Here is a 26,394-nt window from a genome sequence, read left to right on the forward strand (position 1 = left end):
TGGCGGGGAACAAGCGGTGCAGGTCGGCGGCCTGGTCCATTCTGGCGCGGGCCCGGTGCTCGGGCAGGCCGAGCAGGCAGCCCAGTTCCTCCGCCGCCGAGGTGGCGGCCAGCAGCCGCCGCTGCTTCAAGGTGGTGCAGCCCGGCCCCGGCGGCGGCAGCTGCGCCAGCGCGCTCCGGCCCAGCCGCGCCTCCAGCGCCACCTCCCGGCCGTCCAGCCAGCACCGCACCCGCTGCACCGCGGCCAGATGCTCCACCGTCTCCTGATACCCCAGGCCCTGGGTCTCGGAGCCGGTCAGGGTGGCCAGCAGCACCGCCGGCTCCGCGCCCGCCACCAGTGTTTGAAGGCGTTCGGCGTAATAGTCCGCGTTCGCTTTCGAATCGAACAAACCCTCCGGCAGCCAGCACCCCTCGGGCAGGTTCGGCAAATCCGCGAACTCCGCCGGCACCGGCCCCACCCCCGGCGGCCGGTCAACGGCGTCGTCCAGATCCCGCGGCTCGAAGTCCTGGCGGTACGCCCGGTTCCCCTGATCGAGCTCCGCCTCCGGAGCCGGCGGGATCTCCAGCCCCGCGTACGGGTCCGGGCCCGGCTCGAACACCGGCTCCGCCCACCGCTCCGGAACCGGCACCGGCTCCTTCCGGGCCGGCTTCATCCGCGCCAGAATCAGCGCGATCGCCGCCTCACGCTCCTCCTGCGACGGCAACCGCCGGCCCTGCCCGGAGACCGGTCCCCGCTCCGCGTTCTCCTCCATGACCCCACTCAACCAGCTACCTACGACAATTTGGCGGCAACAAAATACGGGTGGGGATTAGAGGATGGCTGGGGCGTTGTGGCCGGAAAGAATCTCGTCGGCCGAAGTCTGGCAAGGATGAATCGAGGCGGCAGCGAAACTGTGGCCCGGGAAGATTCGTGGCGGCAGCAGGACTGTGGCCCGGGAAGATTCGCGGCGGCAGCAGGACCGTGGCCCGGGAAGATTCGCGGCGGCAGCAGGACCGTGGCGGGGCTGATTCGGGCAGCAGGACCGTGGCGGGGCTGATTTGGGCAGCTGGAAGCGGGGCCGCGAAGGTTAGGGACGGCCGAAAGTACGACGGGGAAGGTTCAGGCGACAACGTAACTGTGGCGCGGAAGACTTGGTGCGCCGCCCCGCTGCCACAGTTACTCCCCTGCCGAAGCCCGTTCGGCCGGCCGGAAAGCCTCGATGCCTTCGAGCAGTCGGGCGAGTTCGCGTCGGCTGCTGCCGGGCAGCGGTTGCAGCGGCAGGCGCGGGTCGCCGGCGTCGATGCCAGCCGCCCTGGCCAAGCCGTACAGGTTGCTGAGGGGCCTGAGCGTCCCAAAGTAGGCCATCAACGGTGCCAGCACCGAGCGCGCTGCCTCTGTTGCTTCCACGTCGCCGGCCTCCAGGGCATCGCGCAGCAGGCGGTAGTGCGCCGGCAGGACGGCGATCGGGCCGCCGTGCCAGGCGTCCGCAGCGAATCCGGCTTCTGCAATCAAGGCATCGCCGCTCATGCCATGGCTGAAGTCCGTCGCCCCTGCGGGCAGCAGCCGTCGAAGTTCTTCACAACGTGTACGGAATACACCCGCGTCAGGCGCAGATTCCTTGACTGCAACGATGTTCGGTTCAACTGCGAGTTCTGCCACCAAATCCAAGCTAAAGCTGAACTGGGTGGTGCGCGGATTGCTATACAGGCACACCGGGAGCGCCGACTGCCGGGCGGCCGCAACGCATTGGGCTGCGACTTCCTCGTCGGTCAACGGATAGTAGGAGACGGTGGAAACCAGCAACCCATCGACACCCGCCGCCGCGGCGTCGTCGATGTTTTGCAGGAGTTCACGGGTGCCCACGGCGCTCACGCCCGCACACACAGGCAGCCCGGGGCGCACTGTTTTCGCCGCTTCCACTGCCGCTGTGACGACATCTCGCCGTTCCGCACGGTCCAAATAGGCAAAGTTGCCGGAACTGCCCAGCACCGTTAGTGCGTCGACGGGTGACTCGGCCACCGCGGAAACGTGACGGCCCAACTCCGCGAAATCGACACTGCCGTCGTCGTGGAAAGGAGTCACCGGATAGGCAATGAGACCGCGGAATGGATTCATGCCGCTATTTTAGGTCAGCGCGGGCGCCGCCAGGACACAGCAAGTGCTGGCGATGTGCGACAGCGGCGCGCAACGGGGCACGGGCGTGGCTGGTCGAAGGAAGCCAAAGCAGTCCTCGAACCGGGGCGGCGGTTAGCCGAAGACGGGGCCGCCGATGAAGGGGTCAACCGCCAGCGCCAGGAACAGAACCGTCAGATAGCTGATGGAACCGTGGAACACGCGCATGGCGCTCTTGTTCGTGGCGGCCGGGGTTTCGGTACCCCGCTTCGCCAGCGCGTACAGGCGGTGCGATTCATACACGAAATAGCCACCGCTCAGCAGCGCCACGATGGTGTAAACCCAGCCGGCGCCGCCGACCGGGGCCAGCAGCAGCGAGCAGGCCAGCGTGGCCCAGGCATACAGGACCACCTGCACGGACACCTGGCGGGCGCTGGCGATGGCGCCAAGCATCGGGACGTTCGCGGCGTTGTAATCGTCGCTGTACTTCATGGACAGCGGCCAGTAGTGCGGCGGTGTCCACAGGAAGATCACCATGAACAGGATCACGGCGGGCCAGGCCAGCGTGTTGGTCACTGCGGCCCAGGCGATCAGCACCGGGAAGCATCCGGCGGCGCCGCCCCAGACAATGTTCTGCGAGGTACGGCGCTTGAGGATCAGGGTGTAGATGACGACGTAGAAGAAGATCGCGCCGACGCCGAGCATGCCGGCCAGCGGATTGGCACCGAACCAGAGCAACGCGACGGCTACAACGCCCAGCACCCAGGAGAACACCAGAGCCTCACGGGGGGTGAGTTCACCGGTGACCAGAGGCCGGTTCTCCGTCCGGTGCATGAGCTTGTCCATGTCCCGGTCGATGTAGCAGTTGAAGGACCCTGCGGACCCCGCGGCCAGCGCGCCACCGATCATCGTGGCGGCCATCAACCAGAGGTCCGGGAAGCCGCCGTGGGCGAAGATCATGGTGGGCAGGGTGGTGACCAGCAGAAGTTCCATGACACGGGGCTTCGTGAGCGCTATGTACGCTTTGGCCTTGCGCGAAAAGCCGGGCTTGGCCGGAACGGCCAACGCCTGGTCCGGCACGGTCTGCATATTCAAGGAAAAACCACTCAGTTCTGCTGGAGTCCATCTGACACACGAAAACGCCCGGCCGCTTGGGGGCGGGTCAAGGTGCACCTCCATCATACTCCTTCTATCTGTCGTAGAAACCGACGCAGCCGGTGGCCGCGTCGGTTGGGGCAAAAACAATGGGTGCTGTGTGACTGTGCGCACCGTAAAGCTTCCTGCGCATTGCAGGCTCAGCGGATAGAGTGGGGATCGAGCGCCAATCCGCGGGGATCGTGGCGCAACAATGCTCAAGGCAGTATGAACGGCGTAGTCCACCTGGGTCCGCGGCTGCGGGCGCCTTTTCCGGACCGTCGGTGCTGCTATGTCGATCAGAAAGGGCCCCTCGGTGCCGCATATGCAAGATCAGGAATTGTCGTGGACATCGCTGGACCAGCGGGCGGTGGACACGGTGCGGGTGCTCGCCGCCGATGCCGTGGAGAAGGTCGGCAACGGCCACCCCGGCACCGCCATGAGCCTGGCGCCGGCCGCCTACTTGATCTTCCAGCAGTTCATGCGGCACGACCCGACGGACCCGCACTGGGTGGGCCGTGACCGCTTTGTCCTCTCCCCCGGCCACACCTCGCTGACGCTGTACATCCAACTGTTCCTCTCCGGATACGGCCTGGAACTGGACGATCTGAAGGCGCTGCGGACGTGGGGATCGCTGACACCGGGCCACCCGGAGTACAAGCACACGCCGGGTGTTGAAATCACCACCGGCCCGCTGGGCCAGGGCCTCGCCTCCGCCGTCGGCTTCGCCTATGCGCAGCGCCGCACCCGCGGCATGTACGACGCCGATGCGGCCGCCGGCGAGAGCCCCTTCGACCACACGGTGTGGGTGATCGCATCCGACGGCGACCTGCAAGAAGGCGTCACCTCGGAGGCCTCGTCGCTGGCCGGCCACCAGGAACTGGGCAATCTGGTGGTGCTCTACGACGACAACAAGATTTCCATCGAAGACGACACCGACATCGCCTTCACCGAGGACGTGCTCAAGCGCTACGAAGCGTATGGCTGGCACACCCAGCGCGTGGACTGGACCGAAACCGGCGAGTACGCCGAAGACATTCCGGCCCTGTTCGAGGCGTTGAAGGCCGCGAAGGCCGAAACGTCCCGGCCCTCGATCATCTCGCTGCGCACCATCATCGGATGGCCAGCTCCTAAGAAGCAGAACACCGGCAAGATCCACGGCTCGGCGTTGGGCGCCGACGAAGTCGCCGCCGTCAAGGAGCTGCTCGGCTTCGATCCGGAGCAGCACTTCGCGGTGGAGCAGGAGGTGCTGGACCACGCCCGGCAGGTTGCCGCCCGCGGCAAGCAGGCCCGCGCGGACTGGGACGCCGGTTACCAGGTGTGGCGGGAAGCCAACCCGGAGAACGCCGCGCTGCTGGACCGTGTGCAGGCTTCGGAGCTGCCGCACGGCTGGGAGCAGGCGCTGCCCGAGTTCCCCGCCGGCAAGGACATCTCCACCCGCGCTGCCTCCGGCAAGGTGCTCAACGCCATCGGTCCGGTACTCCCGGAACTGTGGGGCGGCTCGGCCGACTTGGCCGAATCGAACAACACCACGATCGAAGGCGCTCCGTCCTTTATTCCCGAGTCGCGGCAGACCGACATGTGGTCCGGCGGCCCCTACGGCCGGGTGCTGCACTTCGGCATTCGCGAGCATGCGGCAGCGTCCATCGTCAACGGCATTGTGCTCAGTTCCAACACCAGGGCGTTCTCCGGGACCTTCCTGATCTTCAGCGACTACCAGCGTCCGGCCATCCGGCTGGGCGCACTGATGGGCGTTCCCTCCATCTACGTGTGGACGCACGATTCCATCGGCCTCGGCGAAGACGGACCCACCCACCAGCCGGTGGAGCAGCTGGCGAGCCTCCGCGCCATCCCGGGCCTCGACGTCGTCCGCCCTGCCGACGCCAACGAAGTGGCCCAGGCGTGGAAGGCGATGCTGGAGAACCACAGCAACCCGGCCGGCATTGTGCTCACCCGGCAGAACCTGCCGGTCTACGACCGCGGAGAAGCCGGCTTCGCCTCCGCTGACAATGTCGCCAAGGGCGCTTACGTCCTGGCTGAAGCCCAGTCCGGCGGCACGGACGCCACCCCGCAGGTGATCCTGCTGGCCACCGGCTCCGAAGTCCAGCTGGCCGTCCAGGCCCGCGAAACGCTGCAGGCCGACGGCATCGCCACCCGCGTGGTTTCCGTGCCGTGCCTCGAGTGGTTCACCCGCCAAGACCCCGCCTACCGCGAATCCGTGCTTCCGGCCGGCGTCAAGGCCCGGGTCTCGGTGGAAGCCGGCATCGCGCAGTGCTGGGAGGGCTTGGTCGGCGACGCCGGCCGAAGCGTGTCCCTGGAGCACTACGGTGCCTCCGCCGACTACAAAACCCTGTTCCGCGAATTCGGCATCACGGCCGAGGCTGTTGTCGAGGCCGCCCGTGACTCGCTCGCACAGATCAACAACTCCTAAGGAGGACGCGATGTCCAACCCGAATACCCAGGCACTCTCCGATGCCGGTGTCTCCATCTGGCTCGACGATCTTTCGCGCCAGCGGATCACCTCCGGGGACTTGAAGACCCTGATCGACGAAAAAAACGTGGTGGGCGTGACGACCAACCCCTCCATCTTTGCAGCGGCCCTGCAGGACGGCCGCAGCTACGAGGCGCAGGTACACCAGTTGGCAGCCGATGGCGCGGACGTGGACTCGGCGGTCTTCGCCATCACCACGTCCGACGTGGCCGAAGCCTGTGACCTGTTCTCCCCGCTCGCGGAAGACACCGGCGGCGTGGACGGACGGGTGTCGATCGAGGTTGACCCGCGGCTGGCCCGCGACACCCAGGGCACCGTCGCCGAGGCCAAGCACCTGCACAAGGCCGTGGGCCGGACCAACGCGTTCATCAAAATTCCCGCCACCACCGAAGGCCTCGAGGCCATCACCGAGACCCTGGCGGCCGGCATTAGCGTCAACGTCACGCTGATCTTCTCGCTGCAGCGCTACCGCGAAGTGATCAACGCCTTCATGCTGGGGCTGGAGCAGGCCAAGGAGAACGGCAAGGACCTGGCCAGCCTCCACTCGGTGGCTTCCTTCTTTGTTTCCCGTGTGGACAGCGAGATCGATAAGCGCCTGGACGCGATCGGCTCCGATGAAGCAAACGCGCTGAAGGGCAAGGCCGGTGTGGCCAATGCCCAGCTGGCGTACCAGATCTACGAAGAGCAGTTCGCCACCGAACGCTGGCAGGTTCTCGCCGCGTCCGGTGCCCGCCCGCAGCGGCCCTTGTGGGCTTCCACCGGCGTGAAGAACCCGGACTACCCGGATACGCTGTACGTCACCGAACTGGTGGCTGACAACGTGGTCAACACCATGCCGGAGAAGACGCTGGAAGCCGTCGCCGACCACGGCAAGATCGAGGGCGACCGGATCACCGGCAACTACCAGGAAGCGAACGAGGTGCTGGACCAAATCGCCAAGGTTGGCATCTCCTACAACGAGGTGGTCGAACTCCTCGAGGAGGAGGGCCTGGAGAAGTTCGTCACCAGCTGGCAGCAACTGCGCGAGACCGTCCAGAACGCGCTGGACTCGGCACCGGGAGCATCGAAGGCATGAGCTCGCTGGCCTTCGAAGCATCGGGAGCTGCGCTGGCCGCTGTCCGCCGGCACATCGACACCTTGGTCGAGGACCGGGTCGCGTCCCGGATTGCCTCGCAGGACAATACCCTGTGGGGCCCGGAGGCCGAAGCGGAGGCCGCAGTCCGCCTCGGCTGGGTGGATGCTGCCGCGCTCTCCCGCCCGTTGGTGGCGGGCATTCTGGAGCTCCGCAGGGAACTTGCCGCCGAAGGCGTGACCCGGTTCGTGCTGGCCGGTATGGGCGGATCCTCGCTGGCCCCCGAAGTCATCGCCAATACCGCCGGTGTGGAGCTGACCGTGCTCGACAGCACGGATCCGCAGCAGGTAGGTGCCGCCCTGGCGGAGCGGCTTGCGGACACCGCCATCATCGTGGCCTCCAAATCCGGTTCCACCTTGGAAACCGATTCGCAGCGCCGGGTCTTCGAACAGGCGTTTGCCGACGCGGGCCTGGACGCCGCTTCGCGGATCATTGTGGTCACCGACCCCGGGTCACCGCTGGATCAGGCGTCCCGCGAAGCCGGCTACCGGGCGGTGTTCAACGCCGATCCCGACGTTGGCGGGCGTTACTCCGCGCTGACCGCTTTCGGCCTGGTCCCTTCCGGGCTGGCTGGCGTGGACATCGAAAGACTGCTTGACGACGCCGAAGAGGCAGCCGAAGTACTCTCCGAGGACTCCGCCGACAACATGGCCCTGGCACTGGGTGCGGCGATGGCCGGTACTGAGCCGCTCCGCAGCAAAATCGCCATTGTCGACGAAGGCTCCGGGATTGTCGGCTTCGGTGACTGGGCCGAACAGCTGATCGCCGAGTCCACCGGCAAGCTCGGCACCGGTCTGCTGCCTGTGGTGGTCAACTCCGGTGATCCCGAGACGGTCTCCAAAGCCGCCGATGTGCTGGTCGTCCGGTTGGTCGCTCCCGATCACGAGGTGACCCTCGGAGCTGACGAAATTGCGGTGGGCGGCAGCCTGGGCAGCCAACTGCTGCTCTGGGAGTACGCCACGGCCGTGGCCGGCCGCCTGCTGGGCATCAACCCCTTCGACCAGCCGGATGTGGAAGCGGCCAAGGCCGCCGCGCGCGGACTGCTGGAAGAGCGTCCGGAGGCAATGCTTCCTGACTTCACCGACGGTGCGGTCCAGGTACGCGGCAGCGGGCTGGGCATGGGCAGCTCGCTAGACGACGCGCTCCGGGACCTGCTGGGCAAACTTGGGCCGGACGGCTACCTCAGCGTCCAGGCCTACCTGGACCGCTTCGGCCAGGCAGAGCTGGAACGGATCCGCCCCCTGTTGGCCGCGGCAACCGGCCGTCCCGCCACGTTCGGCTGGGGACCGCGCTTCCTGCACTCCACCGGCCAGTTCCACAAGGGCGGACCGGCCACCGGGGTCTACCTGCAGCTAACCGGCGAAGCCGCCGCGGACATCCCCATCCCGGGCCGCGCGTTCAGCTTCGGCGAACTGATTGAAGCCCAGGCAGCCGGCGACGCCAACGTCCTGCGCGAGGCTGGCCGGCCGGTGCTGCGCCTTCACTTGGCTGACCGAGCAGCGGGCCTGCGCCAGGTGATCGACGCCGTATCCCGACTCGCCGGAAAGTAGTAATGGCCCCTTCCACTCCACCCCGCCGTCCGGCCAACCCGCTGCGGGACCCCCGCGACCGGCGGCTTGACCGCATTGCCGGCCCTTGTTCCCTGGTCCTGTTCGGCGTGACCGGAGACCTTGCGCGCAAGAAGCTGATGCCGGCCGTTTACGATCTGGCCAACCGCGGACTGCTGCCGCCCAGCTTCGCGCTGGTCGGCTTTGCCCGCCGGCCATGGGACGACGCCGAATTCGCGGCCCAGGTCAAGGAATCCGTGCAGCAGCACGCCCGGACCCCGTTCCGCGAGGACATCTGGACGCATCTGGCTGCCGGCATCCGGTTTGTCGAAGGAGCTTTCGACGACGTCGACGCCTTCGAGCAGTTGGGCGCCACGTTGAAGGAGCTCGATGAACAGCGCGGGACCCAGGGGAACCACGCTTTCTACCTCTCGATCCCGCCCAAGGCGTTCGAGCAGGTGTGCCAGATGCTCTCCTCGCACGGCCTCGCCCAGGCCACCGAAGATGCACCCGGCATGCCCTGGCGTCGGGTGGTCATCGAAAAGCCCTTCGGCCATGACCTACAGTCCGCACGTGAGCTGAACAACATCGTTGAATCGGTTTTCCCGGCGGACGCGGTATTCCGGATCGACCACTACCTGGGCAAGGAGACCGTCCAGAATCTGCTGGCCCTTCGCTTTGCCAACCAGTTGTTTGAACCGCTCTGGAACGCCAACTATGTGGATCATGTGCAAATCACCATGGCCGAAGACATCGGCATTGGCGGCCGTGCGGGCTACTACGACGGCGTCGGCGCGGCTCGCGACGTCATCCAGAACCACCTGCTCCAGCTGTTGGCTTTGACCGCGATGGAGGAACCGATCTCCTTTAACGCGGAGGACCTGCGGGCGGAGAAGGAAAAGGTGCTGGCCGCCGTCAAGCTTCCCGAGGATCTCTCGGCCCATTCGGCCCGGGGGCAGTACACCGGCGGCTGGCAGGGCGGTGAAAAGGTCATTGGCTATCTGGAGGAAGAAGGCTTTAATCCCGATTCGGTCACCGAGACCTATGCGGCGCTGCGGCTGGACATCCACACCAGGCGCTGGACCGGTGTTCCCTTCTACCTGCGGGCCGGCAAACGGTTGGGCCGCCGGGTGACAGAGATCGCCGTCGTCTTCAAGCGGGCCCCGAATCTGCTGTTCCCGAACCACACTGAGGACGATTTCGGCCAAAATGCGGTGGTGATCCGCGTCCAGCCGGACGAAGGGGTCACCATTCGCTTCGGCTCCAAGGTACCCGGCACCCAAATGGAAGTCCGCGACGTCACGATGGACTTTGGCTACGGGCATGCGTTCACCGAGTCGAGCCCCGAGGCCTACGAGCGGCTCATCCTGGACGTGCTGCTCGGCGAGCCGCCGCTGTTCCCGCGGCACCAGGAAGTTGAGCTCTCTTGGAAGATCCTGGACCCGTTTGAGGAACACTGGGCGGAAAGCCGGACCAGGCCGGAGCCGTACTCCCCCGGCAGCTGGGGACCGGCGTCGGCCGATGAACTGCTGGCCCGCGACGGACGCACTTGGAGAAGGCCATGATCAAAGACCTCAAAGACACCACCACGTCCAAGGTCTCGAAGGAAATTGTGGCCATGCGCGAGCAGGGCGGCGTCGTGGCGCTGGGACGGGTGCTCACCCTGGTGGTCGTGACCTCGTTGGGTCATGAGGAGGAGGCCATTTCCGCTGCCAATGCCGCCAGCCGTGAACATCCCTGCCGGATCATTGTGCTGGTGGATGCGGGAACGCAGGCCAAGACCCGCCTCGATGCCCAAATCCGGGTCGGCGGCGACGCCGGGGCAGCCGAGGTCATCGTGCTGTACGGTTACGGCCAGCTAGCGTCCGAAAGTGAGTCCCTGGTCGCCGCCCTGCTGCTGCCGGATGCCCCGATCGTGGCCTGGTGGCCGCACGGCATGCCGAAGGATGCTTCGCGCACGTCGGTCGGCCGGATTGCCCACCGCCGCATCACGGATTCCGGCAATGAGTCCGACCCGCAGCAGGCGCTGTTCAGCCTGCGCGACACCTACACCGCCGGCGATACGGATCTGGCCTGGACGCGGCTGACCAGATGGCGCATCCAGCTGGCCGCCGTCCTGGACCAACTGGAGCCGGCCCCGGTTACGTCCGTTGCGGTGGAGGGGGCGTCCGACTCCCCTAGCACGGTTTTGCTGGCGGCGTGGCTGACGTTGGCCCTGAACGCCCCGGTGACCATCGTGGAAGACCTCGCGGGCACCGGCATCCGAGGAGTTCAGATCTCGCGGACGACCGGCGACATTCGTATTCTGCGTCCCGGTCCCAGTGTGGCCGAACTCCTGATGCCCGGCCAACCGGTCCAGCGGATTTCGTTGCCGCGCCGGCCGCTGGAAGAGTGCCTGGCCGAAGAGCTTCGCCGGCTCGACCCGGATGAGGTATTCGGTGAAGTGCTGATACATGGGTTGCCCCGGACCAATTTGAGGAGCGTGCGCCGCAGTGAACGCTGAACCACACGTCGTCGTCCATCCCGACGTGGCCGCCCTCGCGGCCGCGACCGCCACGAGGCTGGTCGAACGGCTGGCAGCCGTCCAGTCCGAACGCGGCGAAGCCACCGTGGTGCTCACCGGCGGCAGCCTGGGTATCAACACGCTCAAGGCGGTCGCCGCGGTTGAGCTTCCCGCCGGTTTCGAGTGGTCGAAGGTGAATGTCTGGTGGGGAGACGAACGTTTCGTCGCGAAGGACAGCCCGGACCGCAACGAGCGGCAGGCGCGCGAAGCGCTGCTGGACGGACTCCCCCTGGACCCAGCCCGAGTGCACCCCTTCGGCGCCGTTGGCGAATACGCCGACCCGGAGGCGGCCGCCGTCGCCTATTCCGCGGCCCTCCGACAGGCTGCGGCTGGCGAGGGCACCAGCGGCCCGGTACCGAAGTTCGATGTGCTGCTGCTCGGCGTCGGCCCTGACGCCCACATTGCCTCGCTGTTTCCCGAAATGGCCGGTATCCGTACCGAAGACCGCTCCGCAGTCGGTGAAACCGATGCGCCGAAACCGCCGCCGGAGCGCGTGACCCTCACGCTCCCCACGATCAATTCCGCAGACGAGGTGTGGCTGGTAGTGGGCGGCAGCGACAAGGCCGGCGCGGTAGGACTGGCGTTGGCCGGTGCCAGCCCGGTGCAGGTACCCGCAGCCGGCGCACGCGGACGAAAGCGCACCGTCTGGCTGCTGGATCAGGACGCGGCATCCAAGCTGCCGGAGGCCCTGCTCTCGCCGGACGAGAACGGCGACGATTAGAAGCCTGATTCTCCTTTACCCGGCGCAGCCATCGACGGTGGATCTGCGGGTCGAAGACGGCCGGAGGCGGCCGCTTGTGCTGTCCCTAGTCGCTCTGGCGCCGGCGGGCTGACTCGGCCCGCCGAAGCGCTTCCCGCCGTCGCCGGCGCAACTTTTCCAGCGCCTGTTCCACCACGGCCTCGGCCTCATCCGGGCTGCGCCGTTCCTTGGCGTACTCCAAATGGCTCTTGTAGGGCTCCTCGCTGCTGCGGACTTCGGCACCGCCGCCGCCGGGCTCCCTGGCGGCCGTTTGGCCGCAGTGCGGGCAATCCCACAGCGGCGGGATGTCGGCTTCGCCGAGATTGGCGAAGACCGGTGTGGTCTGGTGTCCCTTCGGGCACCAGTAGGTGACCGGGACTTTGGTGACCGGGACTACCGTCCGGCCGGTAACGGCCTGCCAACCGGCAAGCCCGGCGCCGGTTTCGGAACCGACCCGGACGGCCCGGAAGGAATTAGACGGATCAACCATGTTTGCCCCCGATTACCACAATGGATGCCCCCTGCATCGGGCACCAGTCTACGGTGGGAACAGCGCAGGGTTAAGGGGTAAGGGCAAAGTCTCTCGGAATTCCGGCCGACCGGAACCGGGCCGGAAAGCGGCGGGCCCGGCGAAGAGTTCGTGAGGATTCCGCGCTTAGGATTCGGCGCTGAAACGCATCATCAGGCCGAGAGCCACGATGACCGCGCCCCAGACCAGTCCCAGAACCACCGTGAACCGGTTGAGGTTCCGCTCTGCGACGCCGGACGATCCCAAGCTAGTGGTCATGCCACCGCCGAACATGTCGGACATGCCGCCACCGCGCCCCTTGTGGAGCAGGATAAGCAGGGTCAGCAGCAGGCTGGTGATGCCGAGCAGGATTTGCAGAGTGATCTTCAGAGCTTCCACAGTGGCCTTTCGTCAGCTGTCGGGATATCCCAGTGGCGGGCAGACATCACTTTGTCAGCAGATGGTGTTCGAACCTGACAATATTAGCAAATTCGCCCGCGTCCAGACTGGCCCCGCCAACCAACACGCCGTCGACATCGCGCTCGTTCAGGATTGCGGCGGCATTACCCGCCTTCACGGATCCGCCGTAGAGCAGGCGGACGCCGGCTGCCACGGCCTCGTCGAACAGGACGGCCATCTCGGCGCGGATGGCTGCGCACATCTCCTGCGCGTCCTCAGGACCGGCCACCTCCCCGGTGCCGATCGCCCAGACCGGCTCGTAGGCGATGACCAGGCTTGCCGCTTGTTCAGCGTCGAGGCCGGCCACGTCTGCACGCAACTGGCTGAGCGTGTGCTCCACGTGGTGTCCTGCCTGGCGCACCTCAAGGCCCTCGCCGACGCACAGAATGGGGGTCAGCTTATGCCGGTAGGCCGCCTTCAGCTTCGCATTCAGCAGGGCGTCGTCCTCGCCGTGGATTTCTCGTCGTTCGGAATGGCCCACGAGCACATACCTGCAGCCCAGCTTGGCCAGGAACTGTCCGGAAATGTCCCCGGTGTAGGCGCCTGAGTCATGCGGCGAGAGGTCCTGTGCGCCGTAAACGAGCTTCAGATCATCGCCGTTGACCAGCGTCTGCACGCCTCGCAAATCGGTGAACGGGGGGAAGACGGCAACCTCGACCCGGTTGTAGTCGTGCCGGGCGTCGCTGAGTGTCCAGGCCAATTTTTGCAGCAGCGTGATGCCCTGGACGTGGTCCATGTTCATCTTCCAGTTGCCGGCGATCAGCGGTTTGCGGTCGAACTTGCCGTTGGTCGAAGTGGTCACTGCGATCTCCATCTGTGGTGCTGTGCGTCGTTTGGCGTGGCCAGGCCGCGCTGTGGCTTGGGAAATTCCGGAACCAGGCCGGTTGCCGGCGACGGCCCCGGCCGGGGTCAGCCGTCGAGTGCGGCCAGGCCGGGCAGTTCCTTACCTTCAAGGTATTCGAGGCTGGCGCCGCCGCCGGTTGAAATATGGCCGAAGGCGTCGTCGTCGAAGCCGAGGGTACGCACCGCAGCGGCGGAATCGCCGCCTCCGACGACGGTAAAGCCTTCGCTTCCGGTGAGCGCTTTGGCCACGGTGCGGGTCCCATGGGCGAAGGCATCAAATTCAAACACGCCCATTGGCCCGTTCCAGAAGACCGTATTTGCCGAATGGATTTGGTGGGCGAAGGCTTCGGCCGACTCCGGGCCGATGTCCAAGCCAATGCCCTCGGCGCCGAACGATGCCGATTCGATGCCGTCCGCGGGCACTACTTCCCAGGCCGCGTCGGCGGCGAACTTCTCCGCCACCACGATGTCGGTCGGCAGGATGAACGTGCAGCCCAGTTCCTTGGCACGGGCGAGGTAGCCACGCACGGTGTCCAACTGATCCTTTTCCAGCAGGCTGGCGCCGACCTGATGTCCTTGGGCGGCGAGGAAGGTGAAGACCATGCCGCCGCCGACCAGCAGGTAGTCGGCTTTGCCCAGCAGGTTCTCGATCACGGCCAGTTTGTCGGAGACCTTGGAGCCGCCCAGCACCACCACGTACGGCCGTTGCGGGGCTTCGGTGAGGCGGTTCAGCACCTGGAGCTCTGTCCGCACCAGATCGCCCTGGTAGGCCGGGAGCTTACGGGCGATGTCGTAGACCGACGCATGTTTGCGGTGCACTGCACCGAAAGCATCGTCCACGTAGGCCCCATCATCACCGGTCAGGGCGGCCAGTTCGGCCGCAAAGGCCTCGCGTTCGGCGTCGTCCTTGCTGGTTTCGCGCGGATCGAAGCGCACGTTCTCCAGCACCAGCACTTCGCCGTCTTGCAGTGCGGCAGCTGCATCCCGGGCTGCCGGACCCACGGTGTCCTCGGCGAACTTGACGGTGACGGTCGCCAGCTCTTTCAGCCGGGCCACCGCGGGGCGCAGCGAGAACTTCTCCTCGGGCGCACCCTTGGGGCGGCCGAGGTGTGCCGTCACGACGACCCGTGCTCCGGCCTCCGCCAGCTTGGTGATGACCGGCAGCGACGCCCGGATCCGTCCGTCGTCGGACACCTTCAGCTCCGGCGATTCGCCCTCCAACGGGACGTTTAGGTCCGACCGGACCAATACGTGGCGTCCACGGACTCCGGCGGCCAGCAGTTCATCGAGAGAATGTGCAGTCATTTCTACCTTCGTGCGGAGGACGGGTGGTGCCGTGCCTAGGACAGCTTTGATGCGATCAGGTTGGTCAAATCCAACAGGCGGTTGGAGTAGCCCCATTCGTTGTCGTACCAGCCAACAACTTTCACCTGGTTACCCATAACCTTAGTCAGTCCCGAGTCGAAGATCGAAGACGCCGGGTCTGTGACGATATCGGACGACACGATTGGGTCCTCGGTATAGGTGAGGATCCCGGCCCAGTGCGGGTCCGCGGCGGCCTGCTTGAAGGCCGCGTTGACCTCTTCCACGGTCGCTTCGCGGGACAGGGTGGCGGTGAGGTCCGTCATCGACCCGGTGGGCACCGGCACCCGAACCGCAAAGCCGTCCAACTTACCCTGCAGCTCAGGGAGTACCCGGCCAATGGCCTTCGCGGCGCCGGTTGACGTGGGCACCAGGTTGATAGCTGCTGCCCGGGCGCGCCGCAGATCGCGATGCGGTCCGTCCTGCAGGTTCTGGTCGGCGGTGTAGGCATGGATGGTGGTCATCAGCCCGTGTTCGATGCCGAACGTCTCGTGCAGCACCTTCGCCAGCGGTGCCAGGCAGTTGGTGGTGCAGGAGGCGTTCGAAATCAGGTGGTGCGCATCGGCGTCGTACTCGCTGTCATTGACGCCCATCACGATGGTGATGTCCTCGTCCTTGGCGGGCGCGGAGACCAGGACCTTCTTGGCGCCGGCCTCCATGTGCTTGCGGGCGCCCCCGCCCTTGTTGAACCGCCCAGTGGATTCGATCACGATGTCGACGCCGAGATCGCCCCAGGGCAGGGCTGCCGGGTCCTTCTCGGACAGAACGCGGACCTTCCGGCCGCCGACGATCAGGTTGCCGGCATCTACTTCCACCGTGTCCGGCAGGATGCCCAGCACGCTGTCGTATTTAAGCAGGTGGGCGAGCGTGTCCGCATCGGTCAAGTCATTGATCGCCACGATTTCCAGCTCCGTCTTCTGAGCCAGAGCTGCGCGGAAGTAGCTGCGGCCGATGCGGCCGAATCCGTTGATACCAACTCGAGTAGTCATGTGCTTCTACCTCCTGGAGGAGATTGTGACCCGGTGGGTGGTGGTGTCCCTGTGTAACGCCGGATCGGTGCCTTGTGGGTTCGGCCTTAGCTGGCCGGGGTGATCAGCGCGGAAGCGCCGGTGCGGGCTGCGTCGAAGCGGGCGGCGACGTCGGCCCAGTTGACGATGTTCCAGAACGCCTTGACGTAGTCGGCCTTGACGTTGACGTAGTCCAGGTAGAAGGCGTGCTCCCACATGTCCAGCATCAGCAGCGGGATGGTGCCCACCGGGATGTTGCCCTGCTGGTCGTAGAGCTGCTCGATAACCAGGTTGCCGCCCAGGGGCTCGTAGGCCAGCACGGCCCAGCCCGAGCCCTGCAGGCTCAGCGCTGCGGCGCCGAAGTGGCCGCGGAACGCGTCGAAGGAACCGAAGTACTCATCGATGGCCGAGGCCAACTCGCCGGTGGGCTTGTCGCCGCCTTCCGGCGAGAGGTTCTTCCAGAAAATCGAATGGTTGGTGTGCCCGCCGAGGTGGAAGGCCAGATCCTTGGACAGCTTCGGCACGTTGCCGAATTCGCCCTTGGAACGGGCCTCGGCCAGCTGCTCCAGCGCGGTGTTCGCGCCGGCCACGTAGGTGGCGTGGTGCTTGGAGTGGTGCAACTCCATGATCCGGGCCGAGATGTGCGGCTGCAGGGCTGCGTAATCATAGTCGAGGTCGGGCAGTTCGTAGGTGCTCATGGTTTCCTCCGTTTTTCTCCCGCCCGCGGTCCGCGGCTGGGTCGGATTGTCCAACCGGACGGAGGTTTCCGCCCGGTAGCTCTCAAACCGGTCTCCGTTGACCGGTCCCGCCGGGGTCACACGGCGCGCTGCCCATCCTCTGTCTAGTCGTCCAGCATCTCCGGCGTGACATTGGCTTCGGTGCCCGGAATCCGCAACTCGGCCGCACGCTTATCGGCCATGGCCAGCAGCCGGCGGATCCGGCCGGCGATGGCGTCCTTAGTCATAGCCGGGTCCGCCAGGCGGCCGAGCTCGTCCAGGGAAGCTTGCTTGTGCGCCACCCGCAGTTCACCGGCGTAGCGCAGGTGCTCGGGCACATCTTCACCGAGGATCTCCAGTGCCCGTTCGACGCGTGCCCCGGCTGCCACCGCGGCCTGGGCCGAGCGCCGCAGGTTGGCGTCGTCGAAATTGGCCAGCCGGTTGGCGGTGGCCCGCACTTCCTTGCGCATCCGGCGTTCTTCCCACACCATCAGCGCATCATGGGCGCCCATCCGGGTCAAGAGCGCGGCGATGCTGTCACCGTCGCGGATCACCACCCGGTCCACTCCCCTGACCTCACGTGCCTTGGCGGCGATGCCCAAACGGCGAGCCGCGCCGACCAGCGCCAGCGCCGCTTCCGGACCGGGGCAGGTGACTTCCAGCGCGGACGAGCGGCCGGGCTCGGTCAGCGATCCGTGGGCCAGGAAAGCGCCGCGCCAGACCGCCTCGGCGTCGGCAGCCGAGCCGTTGACCACCACGGACGGCAGCCCGCGGACCGGCCGGCCGCGGCCGTCCAGCAGGCCGGTCTGCCGGGCAAGGGACTCTCCGTCCCGGACCACGCGCACCACGTAGCGGTTGCCGCGGCGCAGGGCGCCGCCGGAGACCACGATGATGTCGCCGCTGTGCCCGTACACTTCCGAAATGGCGGTACGCAGACGCCGGGCCGTCGCAGCCAGATCAACTTCGGCCTCAATCACAATGCGGCCGGAAATGATGTGAAGTCCGCCGGCAAAACGGAGCGTTGCGGAGACCTCCGCCTTTCGGACCTGGGACTTCTTGATGTCGAGGCGAGCAAGCTCATCCTTGACTGCTGCGGTCAGCGCCATGCACCTTGTCCTTACCTAATCCTTGCTGTCCCCGAAAATGTCGTGGTAGGCACTCGCCAGTCTCAACGGATCGTGTACGGGGCGTCCGCCTGAGCTTCCTACTCTACCGAAGACCACGCGCGCACCGAGTTCTCCGGCGGCTTCCTCGAACTGCCCGCGGTTTTCGATCACCCGCGGATCGGCCAGCACCACATCGAAGCGCATGCCGGGAGCGCAGCGCTTTACCGCGGCCAGATGGTCCGACGCCGTCATGCCTGATGTTTCCTTGGTATCCACCGAGAGGTTCATGGTCAGGCATCGCCGTGCCTGCGTGTTGCACAGCGCCTCGCGCATCTCCTTCAGCATTAAGTGCGGCAGAACCGAGGTGTACCAGGACCCGGGACCCAAGATCACCCAGTCGGCGTACTCCACGGCGTTGAGCGCCTCCACGCAGGCCGGGGCGTCGTCGGGCAGCAGGCGAACGTCGTTAACGTGGCTGTTCCGTCCGGCCGCGGCGAGCCGGGACTGGCCGGAGATCAGCGCGGTCCGTAAACGCCCGTCCTCGTCCTCCACCAGCACGTCGCCCTCGATGGTCAGCGGTACGGTGGCCATCGGCAGTACTTCGCCGCGTGCTCCCAGCAGGGCTCCGGCCCACTTGAGGCCCGCCACCGGATCCCCCAGCAGCTCCCACAACGTGACAATCAGCAAGTTGCCCAGGGCATGGTTGTCCAGCGACTTCTCGGACCCCGGGGAGGACTTGAAACGGTGCTGCATCACGTCGCGCCAGGTCCGGCCCCAGTCGGTGTCGTCACACAGCGCGGCCAGTGCCATCCGCAGATCTCCGGGCGGGAGGACACCGAACTCCTCGCGCAAGCGGCCGGAGGATCCGCCGTCGTCCGCTACCGTGACGATGGCGGTCAGCTCGGTGGTGAGCAGGCGCAGCGCGCCCAGCGAGGCGGACAGCCCGTGTCCGCCTCCCAACGCGACGACGGAAGGCGGCGCCCCGCTCTCCCCCGCTCGGCTGCGGGAGGTACCCGGGACCGGAACCAGCGGCAACGGTCCGGTGAGGATTGCCACTATTCGCGCCCCAAGTCCCGGTGCTGGACGGTCACCTTGACGCTGGGCAGCTGGGCCAACCGCTTGCCGATTTCCTCCGCGACCGCGACCGACCGGTGCTTGCCACCGGTACACCCGACGGCGATGGTTCCGTAGTGCTTGTTCTCCCGGCGGTAGCCCTCCAGCACCGGCTCCAGCGCATCCACGTAGCGATTGACGAACTCTTGGGCACCGGAATCCACCAGTACGAAGTCACGGACCTTCTCGTCGAGCCCGGTGAAAGGGCGCAGGGCAGGAACCCAGTGCGGGTTCGGGATAAAGCGGACGTCGGCGACAAAGTTCGCGTCCACCGGCAACCCGTACTTGAAACCGAAGCTGATCACGTTCATGCGCAGCACGATCGGACCGGAGTCGGTAAAGAGCTCCGTGATCGCCGTGGCGAGGGCGTGCACGTTCATGTCGGTGGTTTCCACCACCAGGTCGGACGAATCCTTCAGGCTGCCCAGCAGTTCACGTTCGGCGGTGATGCCGTCGGAAATGCGGCCGTCGCCCTGCAACGGGTGCGGCCGCCGTCCCTGTTCGAACCGCCGGACCAGGACCTCGTCCGAGGCGTCCAGGAAGAGCACCCGATAGTGGACTCCGCTGGCGGCCAGGGCATGCAGCGCCTCGCGGATATCGCGGAACAGACTCTGGCTGCGCACGTCCACCACCACGGCCAGCTTGGGCAGTGACTGCGGCATCCTCGACACCAGTTCGGCCAGCGTTCCGAGCATCTGCGGCGGCAGGTTGTCCACCACGTACCAGCCATGGTCTTCCAGCGCGTGGGCTGCCGTGGTACGGCCGGCTCCAGACATGCCCGTGACCACCAGGAGTTCGGATTCCACCGGTTTCTCCGGCGTCAAATCCTCGTCCACCGTCATCGTCAAACCATCCATCCCGACCACACACCCCTCGATTTCAGCTCTAGCCTAACTAAGATTCAATGATTTCGCCGGTCGCCATATTCACGGCCGGCGCGGCTTCGTCCGCGGTTTCGGGCGCCAGTTGCCGCTTCAGCGACGCCGCCATCGCGGGACCGATGCCCGGCACCTGCTGCAGCTCCTCGACACTGGCTGCCTTCAGTTTCTTGGCGGAGCCGAAATGTTTCAGCAGAGCCTTCCGCTTGGCCGGGCCCAGTCCCTGCACGCCGTCCAGTACGGAGACAGTCATGGCCTTACCGCGCTTTTGCCGATGGTAGGCGATCGCAAAGCGGTGGGCCTCGTCGCGGATACGCTGCAGCAGGAACAGCCCCTCGGACGAGCGCGGCAGGATCACCGGGAAATCGTCGTCGGGCAGCCACACCTCTTCCAGGCGCTTGGCCAGGCCCACCACAAAGACATCGGTGATGCCCAGGTCAGCCAACGCGCGGGAGGCCGCGGCGACCTGCGGCGGCCCGCCGTCGACCACTACAAGATTCGGCGGGTAGGCAAATTTGGTCTTCGGTGCCGGCGTCAAGGTCTCTTCGAGCACGACGGCGGTGTCCCCACCTCCCATGGGAGGCTGCGCCGCCTGCTCTGCGGCGGCGGTGTCCGCTGTGTCGGATGCTTCTGCTGCGGCCGCGGCGGCTGTGTCAGTTGTGGCTTCGACGCCGGCTGTCTCGGTTGTGCCTGCTGCGCCGGGGGCGGCCAGCCGCCCCTGATCCACCAGATAGTTCCGGAACCGCCGGCTGATGACGTCGTACATCGCCGACGTGTCGTCGCGGGCGGCGTCGCCGGTGATCGCAAAGCGGCGGTAATCGGATTTCTTCGGCAGCCCGTCTTCCACCACCACCATGGAGGCCACCACGTTGGTGCCCTGGACATGGGAGATGTCGTAGCACTCGATCCGCAGCAGCGCGACCGGAAGTTCCAGCGCCTCCTGCAGCTGCTGCAAGCCCGCCGAGCGCGTGGTGATATCGCCGGCCCGCCGGCTCTTGTGCAGCACCAGGGCTTGTTCGGCGTTCTCCCGGACGGTGGCCACCAAGGCGGCCTTGTCGCCGCGTTTCGGCACGTGGATCTGCACCTTGCTGCCGCGCAGCGTGCTCAGCCAGGCCTGCAGCTCGGCGGCGTTCTCCGGCTCCTGCGGCAGCATCACCTGGCGCGGGATCCTGTCCGGCCCGTCGGCGTCGCCGTAGACCTGCTGCAGCAGGTGCTCGGCCAAGTCGGCAGTGCTTTGGTCCTCCACCTTCTCCACCACCCAGCCCCGCTGGCCGCGGATCCGGCCGCCGCGCACGTGGAACACCTGGACAGCCGCCTCCAGCTCGTCCTGCGCAAGCGCGAACACATCGGCGTCTGTATCTTCGCTGAGCACTACGGCATTGCGTTCGAAGACGCGCCGCAGCGCGGCTATGTCGTCCCGGTACCGCGCCGCCGCCTCGTAGTCGAGTTCCGCCACCGCGGCTGCCATCTTTTTCTCCAGGGCCCGGATAAACCGGTCCGCTTCCCCGCCCATGAATGCACAAAACTCGGCTGCCAGCGCCTTATGGTCCTCAGGCGAGATCCTGCCTACACAGGGCGCCGAGCACTTGTCGATGTAGCCCAGCAGGCAGGGCCGGCCGGTGCGCTGAGCGCGGTTGAACACGCCGGTGCTGCAGCTGCGCACCGGGAAAACCCGCAACAGGGTGTCCACGGTCTCGCGGATCGCCTTGGCCGGATAGTACGGGCCAAAGTACTTCACGCCCTTGCGCCGCTCCCCGCGCATTACCTGGACGCGCGGGAACTTCTCCCCCATCGTCACGGCCAGGTAGGGGTAGGACTTGTCGTCCCGGAACATGATGTTGAAGCGCGGCGTGAATTCCTTGATCCAGGTGTACTCGAGCTGGATGGCCTCCAGCTCGCTGCCCACGATTGTCCACTCCACTGACGCCGCCGTATGCACCATGGCATAGGTCTTGGGCAGCAGGTTTTTGGGACTGGCGAAGTAGTTGCTAAGCCTTGACCGCAGGTTCTTCGCCTTGCCCACGTAGATGACGCGGCCGTGCTCGTCCCGGAAGCGGTAGACGCCGGGATTGGTGGGGATCTCCCCCGTCCGCGGACGGTAGGAGGCAGGATCAGCCATTGTCGGTCACTCCCTTCGTCATCTCAGGTGCCGGCCGGTCATTCCGACGGCGTCTTGTTGTAGCTGTGCGAGCGGTCCTGGCCAGTCAGGTCGGCGATCGCATCCATGATCTGGTCCGTCGCAGAACGGCGCGCCGGGAGTGAATGCCCCGGCCCGGTCCGCTCGAAGTACAGCGGTTTGCCGATCCGGACGGTGAAGTGTTTCGGCCTGACCATCATCTTCCCGGCGGGTTGAAGCTGCTCGGTGCCGAGCAGCCCAACCGGCAGCACCGGCGCTCCGGTGGTCAGGGCCAGCCATCCCACACCGGTTCGCCCGCGGTAGAGCTTGCCGTCACGGGACCGTGTTCCTTCAGGATAGATCCCAAAGGCCTCGTTGCGTCCCAGCACGTCCACCGCGCTTTGCAGTGCTGCCACGCTGGCCGCTTGCTCGCCCCGTTCCACCGGAATCGAGCCGACGCTGCTGAAAAACCAGCGCATGGCGGCCCCTTGGGGCCCCCTCGTGGTGAAGTACTCGGCCTTGGCGAAGAACGCGACTTTCCGCGGCATCATGGCCTGGATGATGATGCTGTCCAGAAAGGACAGGTGGTTCGGCGCGACAATGACCGGGCCGGAGTCGGGAAAGTTGTCGATGCCTTCGATGGTCGGCCGGCAACTGCCCCGCAGGGCAGCGCGGAACGACGCACGGGTCACTTCGAACGTCTTCATGCGGCCGGCCCCGCTGCCCCGGCCGAGGCAGTCTCCGGCTGCGCAACAGCCAGCTGTCCGATGGCGGCTTCGAGTTCCGACATGGAATGCACGACGGCGGAAGCACCGGCGGCTTCCAGCTCGCCGTCGGCAGCGAATCCCCAGCTCACCCCAATGCCCGGAATGCCAAGATGGCGTGCTGCAACCATGTCGTAGAGTCGGTCGCCGATCATCAGCACCGGGCCGAACCCGTCCGCAGCGTCCAGCGCCGCCTGCAGGATGGGCACCTTGCCTAGGTCCGGGGCGTTCGGAGCCGGATCGTCGCCCTCGGCTCCGTGGATGCCCTCGAAGAAGGTATCCAAGCCCTTAAGACGGAGAAGTTCGCGAGCCAAGCCGGTCGGCTTTTGCGTGGCAACTGCCAGCTTCATGCCGGCGGCCAGGAGCCGTTCCAGCAGTGTGGCGATGCCCGGGTACGCGCGGCTTGCTGCCATCCCGTGCCGACGGTAGCCCGCGCGGTACAGGGCGATCACTTCGCCGAGCCGGTGCTCCGGGACGCCGGCGCCGCGCAACGAGTCGCCGAGCGGCGGCCCCACCAAGGTCGCCAGCGTCTCCTCCGGGGGGACCGGCAGTCCGGAAGCCTGCAGGGCGCCGGCAAGCCCACTGGTGATAGCGCCCGCGGGATCAACAAGGGTTCCGTCAAGGTCGAACAAGACCAGCGCAGGCAATCGAGTCACCCGGGCATTTTCGCACAGATCCGCGGATGGGCCGGAACCCATTCCCGCGGCGGAATATGTCATCCCGTCGCGGCTCACTGGCGAACGAGCGCCTCCGCCAGGAACCGGCCGGTGTGGCTTCCCTCGGCTGCCGCAACCTGCTCAGGCGTACCACTGGCAATGACTTGTCCGCCGCCGGAACCGCCTTCCGGACCCATGTCCACGACCCAGTCGGCACTCTTGATCACGTCGAGGTTGTGTTCGATGGTGATCACCGTGTTGCCTTTGTCCACCAAGCCCTGCAACACCTGCAGCAGCTTGCGGATGTCTTCGAAATGCAGGCCGGTGGTCGGTTCGTCCAGCACGTAGACACTGCGCCCGTTCGAGCGCCGCTGCAGTTCGCTGGCCAGCTTGACCCGCTGCGCCTCGCCGCCGGACAGCGTGGTGGCGGGCTGGCCGAGCCGGACATAGCCCAGTCCCACGTCTACCAAGGTCCGCAAGTGCCGGGCAATCGGGGTGAACGCGGCAAAGAAATCCGCCGCCTCCTCGATGGGCATGTCCAGTACCTCGGCGATGGTCTTGCCCTTGTAATGGACTTCCAGTGTCTCCCGGTTGTAGCGCGCGCCGTGGCAGACCTCGCACGGGACGTAGACGTCCGGCAGGAAGTTCATTTCGATCTTCAGCGTGCCGTCGCCCGAGCACGCTTCGCAGCGGCCGCCTTTTACGTTGAACGAGAACCTGCCGGGCAGGTAGCCGCGCAGTTTGGCCTCGTTGGTCTCGGCGAACAGCTTGCGGATGTTGTCGAAGACACCGGTGTAGGTGGCCGGATTGGACCGGGGGGTGCGTCCGATCGGGCTCTGGTCCACGTGGATCACCTTGTCCAGCTGATCCAGCCCTTCCACCCGGGTGTGCCGGCCGGCCACATGCTTGGCCCCATTGAGCTTGTTGGCAAGCACCTTGTAAAGGATGTCGTTGACCAAGGTCGACTTGCCGGAGCCGCTAACACCGGTGACCGCGGTGAAAACGCCCAGCGGGAACTGCGCATCAATGCCGCGGAGATTGTTCTCGCGTGCACCGACCACCTTCAGCTGGCGCTTCTTGTCCACCTTGCGACGCTTGGCCGGAAGCTCAATCCGGCGGCGGCCGGACAAGTAGTCGCCGGTGATGGAACGCGTGTTGTCCAGCAGTTCCTGCAGGGAGCCGGAATGGACCACTTCGCCGCCGTGTTCACCGGCGCCCGGTCCGATGTCCACGATCCAGTCGGCCTCGGCGATCGTGTCCTCGTCGTGCTCAACCACAATCAGGGTGTTGCCCAGATCGCGCAGTCGGGTCAGGGTCTCGATCAGCCGGCGGTTGTCCCGCTGATGCAAACCGATCGAGGGCTCGTCCAAGACGTACAGCACGCCGACCAGGCCGGAGCCGATTTGGGTCGCCAGCCTGATCCGCTGAGCCTCGCCGCCGGACAACGTGCCGGCCGCCCGCTCCAGGTTCAGATACTCCAAGCCCACATCCAGCAGGAAGCGCAGCCTGGCCTGGATCTCGATAAGCACCTGGTGGCCAATCTGGGCTTCCCGGGCAGTCAGATCCAGGGCGTCCAAAAACGCGCTGGCCTCGCGCAGCGGCAGGGCGGAGATGTCCGCAATGGACTTGCCGTTGATCAGCACGGACAACGAGGCGGGGTTCAGCCGTGCGCCGTTGCACTCCGGGCAGGGCACTTCCCGCATGTACTCCTTGTAGCGGTCCCGGGCCATTTCGGACTCGGTTTCCTCATGCTTGCGCTGGATGTACTGGAAGGCGCCTTCGAAGCCGGTGGAATACTTACGCTCCCGTCCGAAGCGGTTGCGGTATTGCACCACCACTTTGAAGTCCTTGCCGAGCAGCACGGCGTCGCGGACCTTCTTCGGCAGGTTCTTCCACGGCTCGTCCATGGAGAATCCGAGCTCATGGGAGAGACCCTCGAGCAGCCGGGTCCAATACTCCTGGGTGGCCTTGCCGAGCGACCACGGGGCAATGGCGCCATCGGCCAGACTGCGGTCCGGATCCGGGACCACCAAGTCCACGTCGACTTCGAGCTTGCTGCCAATACCGGTGCAGGCAGGGCAGGCGCCGAAAGGATTGTTGAACGAGAACGAGCGCGGTTCGATTTCGTCGATCGCCAATGGGTGCTCGTTCGGGCACGCCAGATGTTCGGAGAAGGCACGCGTCCGGCCCGGGTCGTCCTCGTCGAGGTCCACGAAGTCGGCCAGCACCCGGCCCTCGGCCAACGCCAAGGCCGTCTCCACCGAGTCAGTCAAACGCTGGTGAATACCTTCTTTGGCCACCAGTCGGTCCACCACCACCTCAATGGTGTGTTTGTACTGCTTGCCCAGCTTCGGCGGTTCGGACAACTGAATCTGCTTGCCGTCCACCTTGGCGCGGGAAAATCCCTTGGCGCTCAGTTCCTTGAACAGGTCCACGAACTCGCCCTTGCGGCCACGCACTACCGGTGCCAGGACCTGGAAGCGCGTACCCTCGGGCAGCTCCTGCAGTTGGTCCACAATCTGCTGCGGGGTTTGCTTCTCCACAGGTTCGCCGCACTGCGGGCAGAAGGGCCGGCCCACTCGGGCCCACAACAGCCGCAAGTAGTCATAGATCTCAGTGATGGTTCCCACGGTGGAGCGCGGGTTGCGGCTGGTGGATTTCTGATCGATTGACACCGCAGGCGACAAGCCCTCGATGAAATCCACATCGGGCTTATCCACCTGGCCCAAGAACATCCGCGCGTACGAAGACAGCGATTCCACGTACCGGCGCTGGCCCTCGGCGAAGATCGTGTCGAAAGCCAGGGAAGACTTTCCGGAGCCGGACAGCCCGGTGAAAACGATCATGGAGTCGCGGGGCAGATCAACGCTGACGTTCTGGAGGTTATGCTCGCGGGCGCCCTTGACGACCAGGCGTGACATATCCGCGGGGCGGGAAACGGGGGTGGCAGACTCGGAATCGATCGCCGGGACGGACGTTTCACTTGCTTTTAGCACGGTATCTACTCTAATCGAAAATTTTTTCGAACTTGTATTACATCGGTCACGGCCAACGGTTGCCGCGGACAACTACCGTCCGGAATGGGAAGTCGGCTTGGAGCAGCCGCCAAGCACGACGGCGGAGCTCGGCAAAGTTCTTGGGTTTGCTTCGTCGAGCCCCGGCTCCCCAG

At 66.0% G+C, this 26,394-nt stretch carries 22 protein-coding genes; 6 read left to right on the plus strand and 16 right to left on the minus strand.

What is annotated here, in order from left to right:
• From AC5RW2_RS22965 to AC5RW2_RS22975, 3 genes are all read right to left on the minus strand, one after another.
• Positions 1-751: hypothetical protein (locus AC5RW2_RS22965; protein ID WP_494074686.1), on the minus strand; the 751-nt coding region annotated here is incomplete at its 3' end.
• A 404-nt stretch (positions 752-1,155) separates the two neighbouring features.
• Positions 1,156-2,094 (minus strand): dihydrodipicolinate synthase family protein, encoded by a 939-nt coding sequence (locus AC5RW2_RS22970; protein WP_493962008.1) that lies wholly within the window; start codon positions 2,092-2,094, stop codon positions 1,156-1,158.
• 132 nt (positions 2,095-2,226) lie between these two features.
• Positions 2,227-3,180 (minus strand): heme o synthase, encoded by a 954-nt coding sequence (locus AC5RW2_RS22975; protein WP_493950699.1) that lies wholly within the window; start codon positions 3,178-3,180, stop codon positions 2,227-2,229.
• 370 nt (positions 3,181-3,550) lie between these two features.
• Between AC5RW2_RS22975 and tkt the strand changes: the two genes are divergently transcribed.
• The 6 genes from tkt to pgl are packed head-to-tail and all read left to right on the plus strand — an operon-like array spanning position 3,551 to position 11,679.
• Complete coding sequence (tkt, locus tag AC5RW2_RS22980) at positions 3,551-5,656, plus strand: transketolase (protein ID WP_493962286.1); 2,106 nt, start codon at positions 3,551-3,553, stop codon at positions 5,654-5,656.
• Positions 5,657-5,666: 10 nt separating this feature from the next.
• Positions 5,667-6,791 (plus strand): transaldolase, encoded by a 1,125-nt coding sequence (gene tal, locus AC5RW2_RS22985; protein WP_493962007.1) that lies wholly within the window; start codon positions 5,667-5,669, stop codon positions 6,789-6,791.
• Positions 6,788-8,398 (plus strand): phosphoglucose isomerase-related protein, encoded by a 1,611-nt coding sequence (locus AC5RW2_RS22990; protein ID WP_493962006.1) that lies wholly within the window; start codon positions 6,788-6,790, stop codon positions 8,396-8,398. Before tal ends, AC5RW2_RS22990 begins: the two co-directional genes overlap by 4 nt.
• A gap of 2 nt (positions 8,399-8,400) precedes the next feature.
• Positions 8,401-9,960 (plus strand): glucose-6-phosphate dehydrogenase, encoded by a 1,560-nt coding sequence (zwf, locus tag AC5RW2_RS22995; RefSeq protein WP_493950411.1) that lies wholly within the window; start codon positions 8,401-8,403, stop codon positions 9,958-9,960.
• Complete coding sequence (locus AC5RW2_RS23000) at positions 9,957-10,898, plus strand: glucose-6-phosphate dehydrogenase assembly protein OpcA (protein WP_493950410.1); 942 nt, start codon at positions 9,957-9,959, stop codon at positions 10,896-10,898. Before zwf ends, AC5RW2_RS23000 begins: the two co-directional genes overlap by 4 nt.
• A complete protein-coding gene (gene pgl, locus AC5RW2_RS23005; protein WP_493962005.1) occupies positions 10,888-11,679 on the plus strand; it encodes a 6-phosphogluconolactonase in 792 nt (263 codons plus the stop codon). Before AC5RW2_RS23000 ends, pgl begins: the two co-directional genes overlap by 11 nt.
• A gap of 85 nt (positions 11,680-11,764) precedes the next feature.
• Here the strand turns inward: pgl and AC5RW2_RS23010 are convergent, their stop codons facing one another.
• The 13 genes from AC5RW2_RS23010 to uvrA all read right to left on the minus strand — a co-directional run bounded on the left by AC5RW2_RS23010 (position 11,765) and on the right by uvrA (position 26,146).
• On the minus strand, positions 11,765-12,187 hold the full coding sequence (locus AC5RW2_RS23010; RefSeq protein WP_493962004.1) for an RNA polymerase-binding protein RbpA: 423 nt from the start codon (positions 12,185-12,187) through the stop codon (positions 11,765-11,767).
• Between the two features lie 165 nt (positions 12,188-12,352).
• On the minus strand, positions 12,353-12,604 hold the full coding sequence (gene secG, locus AC5RW2_RS23015) for a preprotein translocase subunit SecG (RefSeq protein WP_493938941.1): 252 nt from the start codon (positions 12,602-12,604) through the stop codon (positions 12,353-12,355).
• 46 nt (positions 12,605-12,650) lie between these two features.
• Positions 12,651-13,466 carry a triose-phosphate isomerase gene (tpiA, locus tag AC5RW2_RS23020; protein ID WP_493962003.1) on the minus strand — a complete coding sequence of 272 codons (816 nt, stop codon included), beginning with the start codon at positions 13,464-13,466 and terminating at the stop codon, positions 12,651-12,653.
• 107 nt (positions 13,467-13,573) lie between these two features.
• Complete coding sequence (locus AC5RW2_RS23025) at positions 13,574-14,812, minus strand: phosphoglycerate kinase (RefSeq protein WP_493962002.1); 1,239 nt, start codon at positions 14,810-14,812, stop codon at positions 13,574-13,576.
• Between the two features lie 35 nt (positions 14,813-14,847).
• Positions 14,848-15,858 (minus strand): type I glyceraldehyde-3-phosphate dehydrogenase, encoded by a 1,011-nt coding sequence (gap, locus tag AC5RW2_RS23030; protein WP_493962001.1) that lies wholly within the window; start codon positions 15,856-15,858, stop codon positions 14,848-14,850.
• Positions 15,859-15,944: 86 nt separating this feature from the next.
• Positions 15,945-16,574: a superoxide dismutase gene (locus AC5RW2_RS23035; RefSeq protein WP_493962000.1), complete on the minus strand. Its 630-nt coding sequence runs from the start codon at positions 16,572-16,574 to the stop codon at positions 15,945-15,947.
• A gap of 143 nt (positions 16,575-16,717) precedes the next feature.
• Complete coding sequence (gene whiA / locus AC5RW2_RS23040; RefSeq protein ID WP_136785264.1) at positions 16,718-17,698, minus strand: DNA-binding protein WhiA; 981 nt, start codon at positions 17,696-17,698, stop codon at positions 16,718-16,720.
• Positions 17,699-17,713: 15 nt separating this feature from the next.
• Positions 17,714-18,754, minus strand: a complete 1,041-nt coding sequence (locus AC5RW2_RS23045; protein ID WP_493961999.1) for a gluconeogenesis factor YvcK family protein — start codon at positions 18,752-18,754, stop codon at positions 17,714-17,716.
• Entirely contained in the window at positions 18,754-19,653 is a 900-nt protein-coding gene (rapZ, locus tag AC5RW2_RS23050; protein WP_493950402.1) for an RNase adapter RapZ, read from the minus strand. Before rapZ ends, AC5RW2_RS23045 begins: the two co-directional genes overlap by 1 nt.
• Before the next feature lie 52 nt (positions 19,654-19,705).
• Positions 19,706-21,808: an excinuclease ABC subunit UvrC gene (uvrC, locus tag AC5RW2_RS23055; RefSeq protein ID WP_493950401.1), complete on the minus strand. Its 2,103-nt coding sequence runs from the start codon at positions 21,806-21,808 to the stop codon at positions 19,706-19,708.
• 38 nt (positions 21,809-21,846) lie between these two features.
• Positions 21,847-22,512, minus strand: coding sequence for a lysophospholipid acyltransferase family protein (locus AC5RW2_RS23060; protein ID WP_493950400.1), 666 nt, complete (start codon positions 22,510-22,512; stop codon positions 21,847-21,849).
• Positions 22,509-23,225: an HAD hydrolase-like protein gene (locus AC5RW2_RS23065; protein ID WP_493961998.1), complete on the minus strand. Its 717-nt coding sequence runs from the start codon at positions 23,223-23,225 to the stop codon at positions 22,509-22,511. The genes AC5RW2_RS23060 and AC5RW2_RS23065 overlap by 4 nt, the downstream gene beginning before the upstream one ends.
• A gap of 74 nt (positions 23,226-23,299) precedes the next feature.
• Positions 23,300-26,146, minus strand: a complete 2,847-nt coding sequence (uvrA, locus tag AC5RW2_RS23070; protein WP_493950697.1) for an excinuclease ABC subunit UvrA — start codon at positions 26,144-26,146, stop codon at positions 23,300-23,302.
• Positions 26,147-26,394: the final 248 nt, after the last annotated feature.

This window comes from Arthrobacter sp. B0316-1-20 (assembly GCF_059091865.1).

Coding starts and splice junctions, on each gene's coding strand:
- zwf (WP_493950411.1), top strand. CDS start 8,401: ATGGCCCCTTCCACTCCACCCCGCCGTCCGGCCAACCCGCTGCGGGAC.
- rapZ (WP_493950402.1), bottom strand. CDS start 19,653: ATGACGGTGGACGAGGATTTGACGCCGGAGAAACCGGTGGAATCCGAA.
- AC5RW2_RS22970 (WP_493962008.1), bottom strand. CDS start 2,094: ATGAATCCATTCCGCGGTCTCATTGCCTATCCGGTGACTCCTTTCCAC.
- AC5RW2_RS23060 (WP_493950400.1), bottom strand. CDS start 22,512: ATGAAGACGTTCGAAGTGACCCGTGCGTCGTTCCGCGCTGCCCTGCGG.
- AC5RW2_RS23010 (WP_493962004.1), bottom strand. CDS start 12,187: ATGGTTGATCCGTCTAATTCCTTCCGGGCCGTCCGGGTCGGTTCCGAA.
- uvrC (WP_493950401.1), bottom strand. CDS start 21,808: ATGGCTGATCCTGCCTCCTACCGTCCGCGGACGGGGGAGATCCCCACC.
- uvrA (WP_493950697.1), bottom strand. CDS start 26,146: ATGTCACGCCTGGTCGTCAAGGGCGCCCGCGAGCATAACCTCCAGAAC.
- AC5RW2_RS23035 (WP_493962000.1), bottom strand. CDS start 16,574: ATGAGCACCTACGAACTGCCCGACCTCGACTATGATTACGCAGCCCTG.
- whiA (WP_136785264.1), bottom strand. CDS start 17,698: ATGGCGCTGACCGCAGCAGTCAAGGATGAGCTTGCTCGCCTCGACATC.
- tal (WP_493962007.1), top strand. CDS start 5,667: ATGTCCAACCCGAATACCCAGGCACTCTCCGATGCCGGTGTCTCCATC.
- AC5RW2_RS22975 (WP_493950699.1), bottom strand. CDS start 3,180: ATGCAGACCGTGCCGGACCAGGCGTTGGCCGTTCCGGCCAAGCCCGGC.
- AC5RW2_RS23000 (WP_493950410.1), top strand. CDS start 9,957: ATGATCAAAGACCTCAAAGACACCACCACGTCCAAGGTCTCGAAGGAA.
- AC5RW2_RS22990 (WP_493962006.1), top strand. CDS start 6,788: ATGAGCTCGCTGGCCTTCGAAGCATCGGGAGCTGCGCTGGCCGCTGTC.
- AC5RW2_RS23025 (WP_493962002.1), bottom strand. CDS start 14,812: ATGACTGCACATTCTCTCGATGAACTGCTGGCCGCCGGAGTCCGTGGA.
- gap (WP_493962001.1), bottom strand. CDS start 15,858: ATGACTACTCGAGTTGGTATCAACGGATTCGGCCGCATCGGCCGCAGC.
- tkt (WP_493962286.1), top strand. CDS start 3,551: ATGCAAGATCAGGAATTGTCGTGGACATCGCTGGACCAGCGGGCGGTG.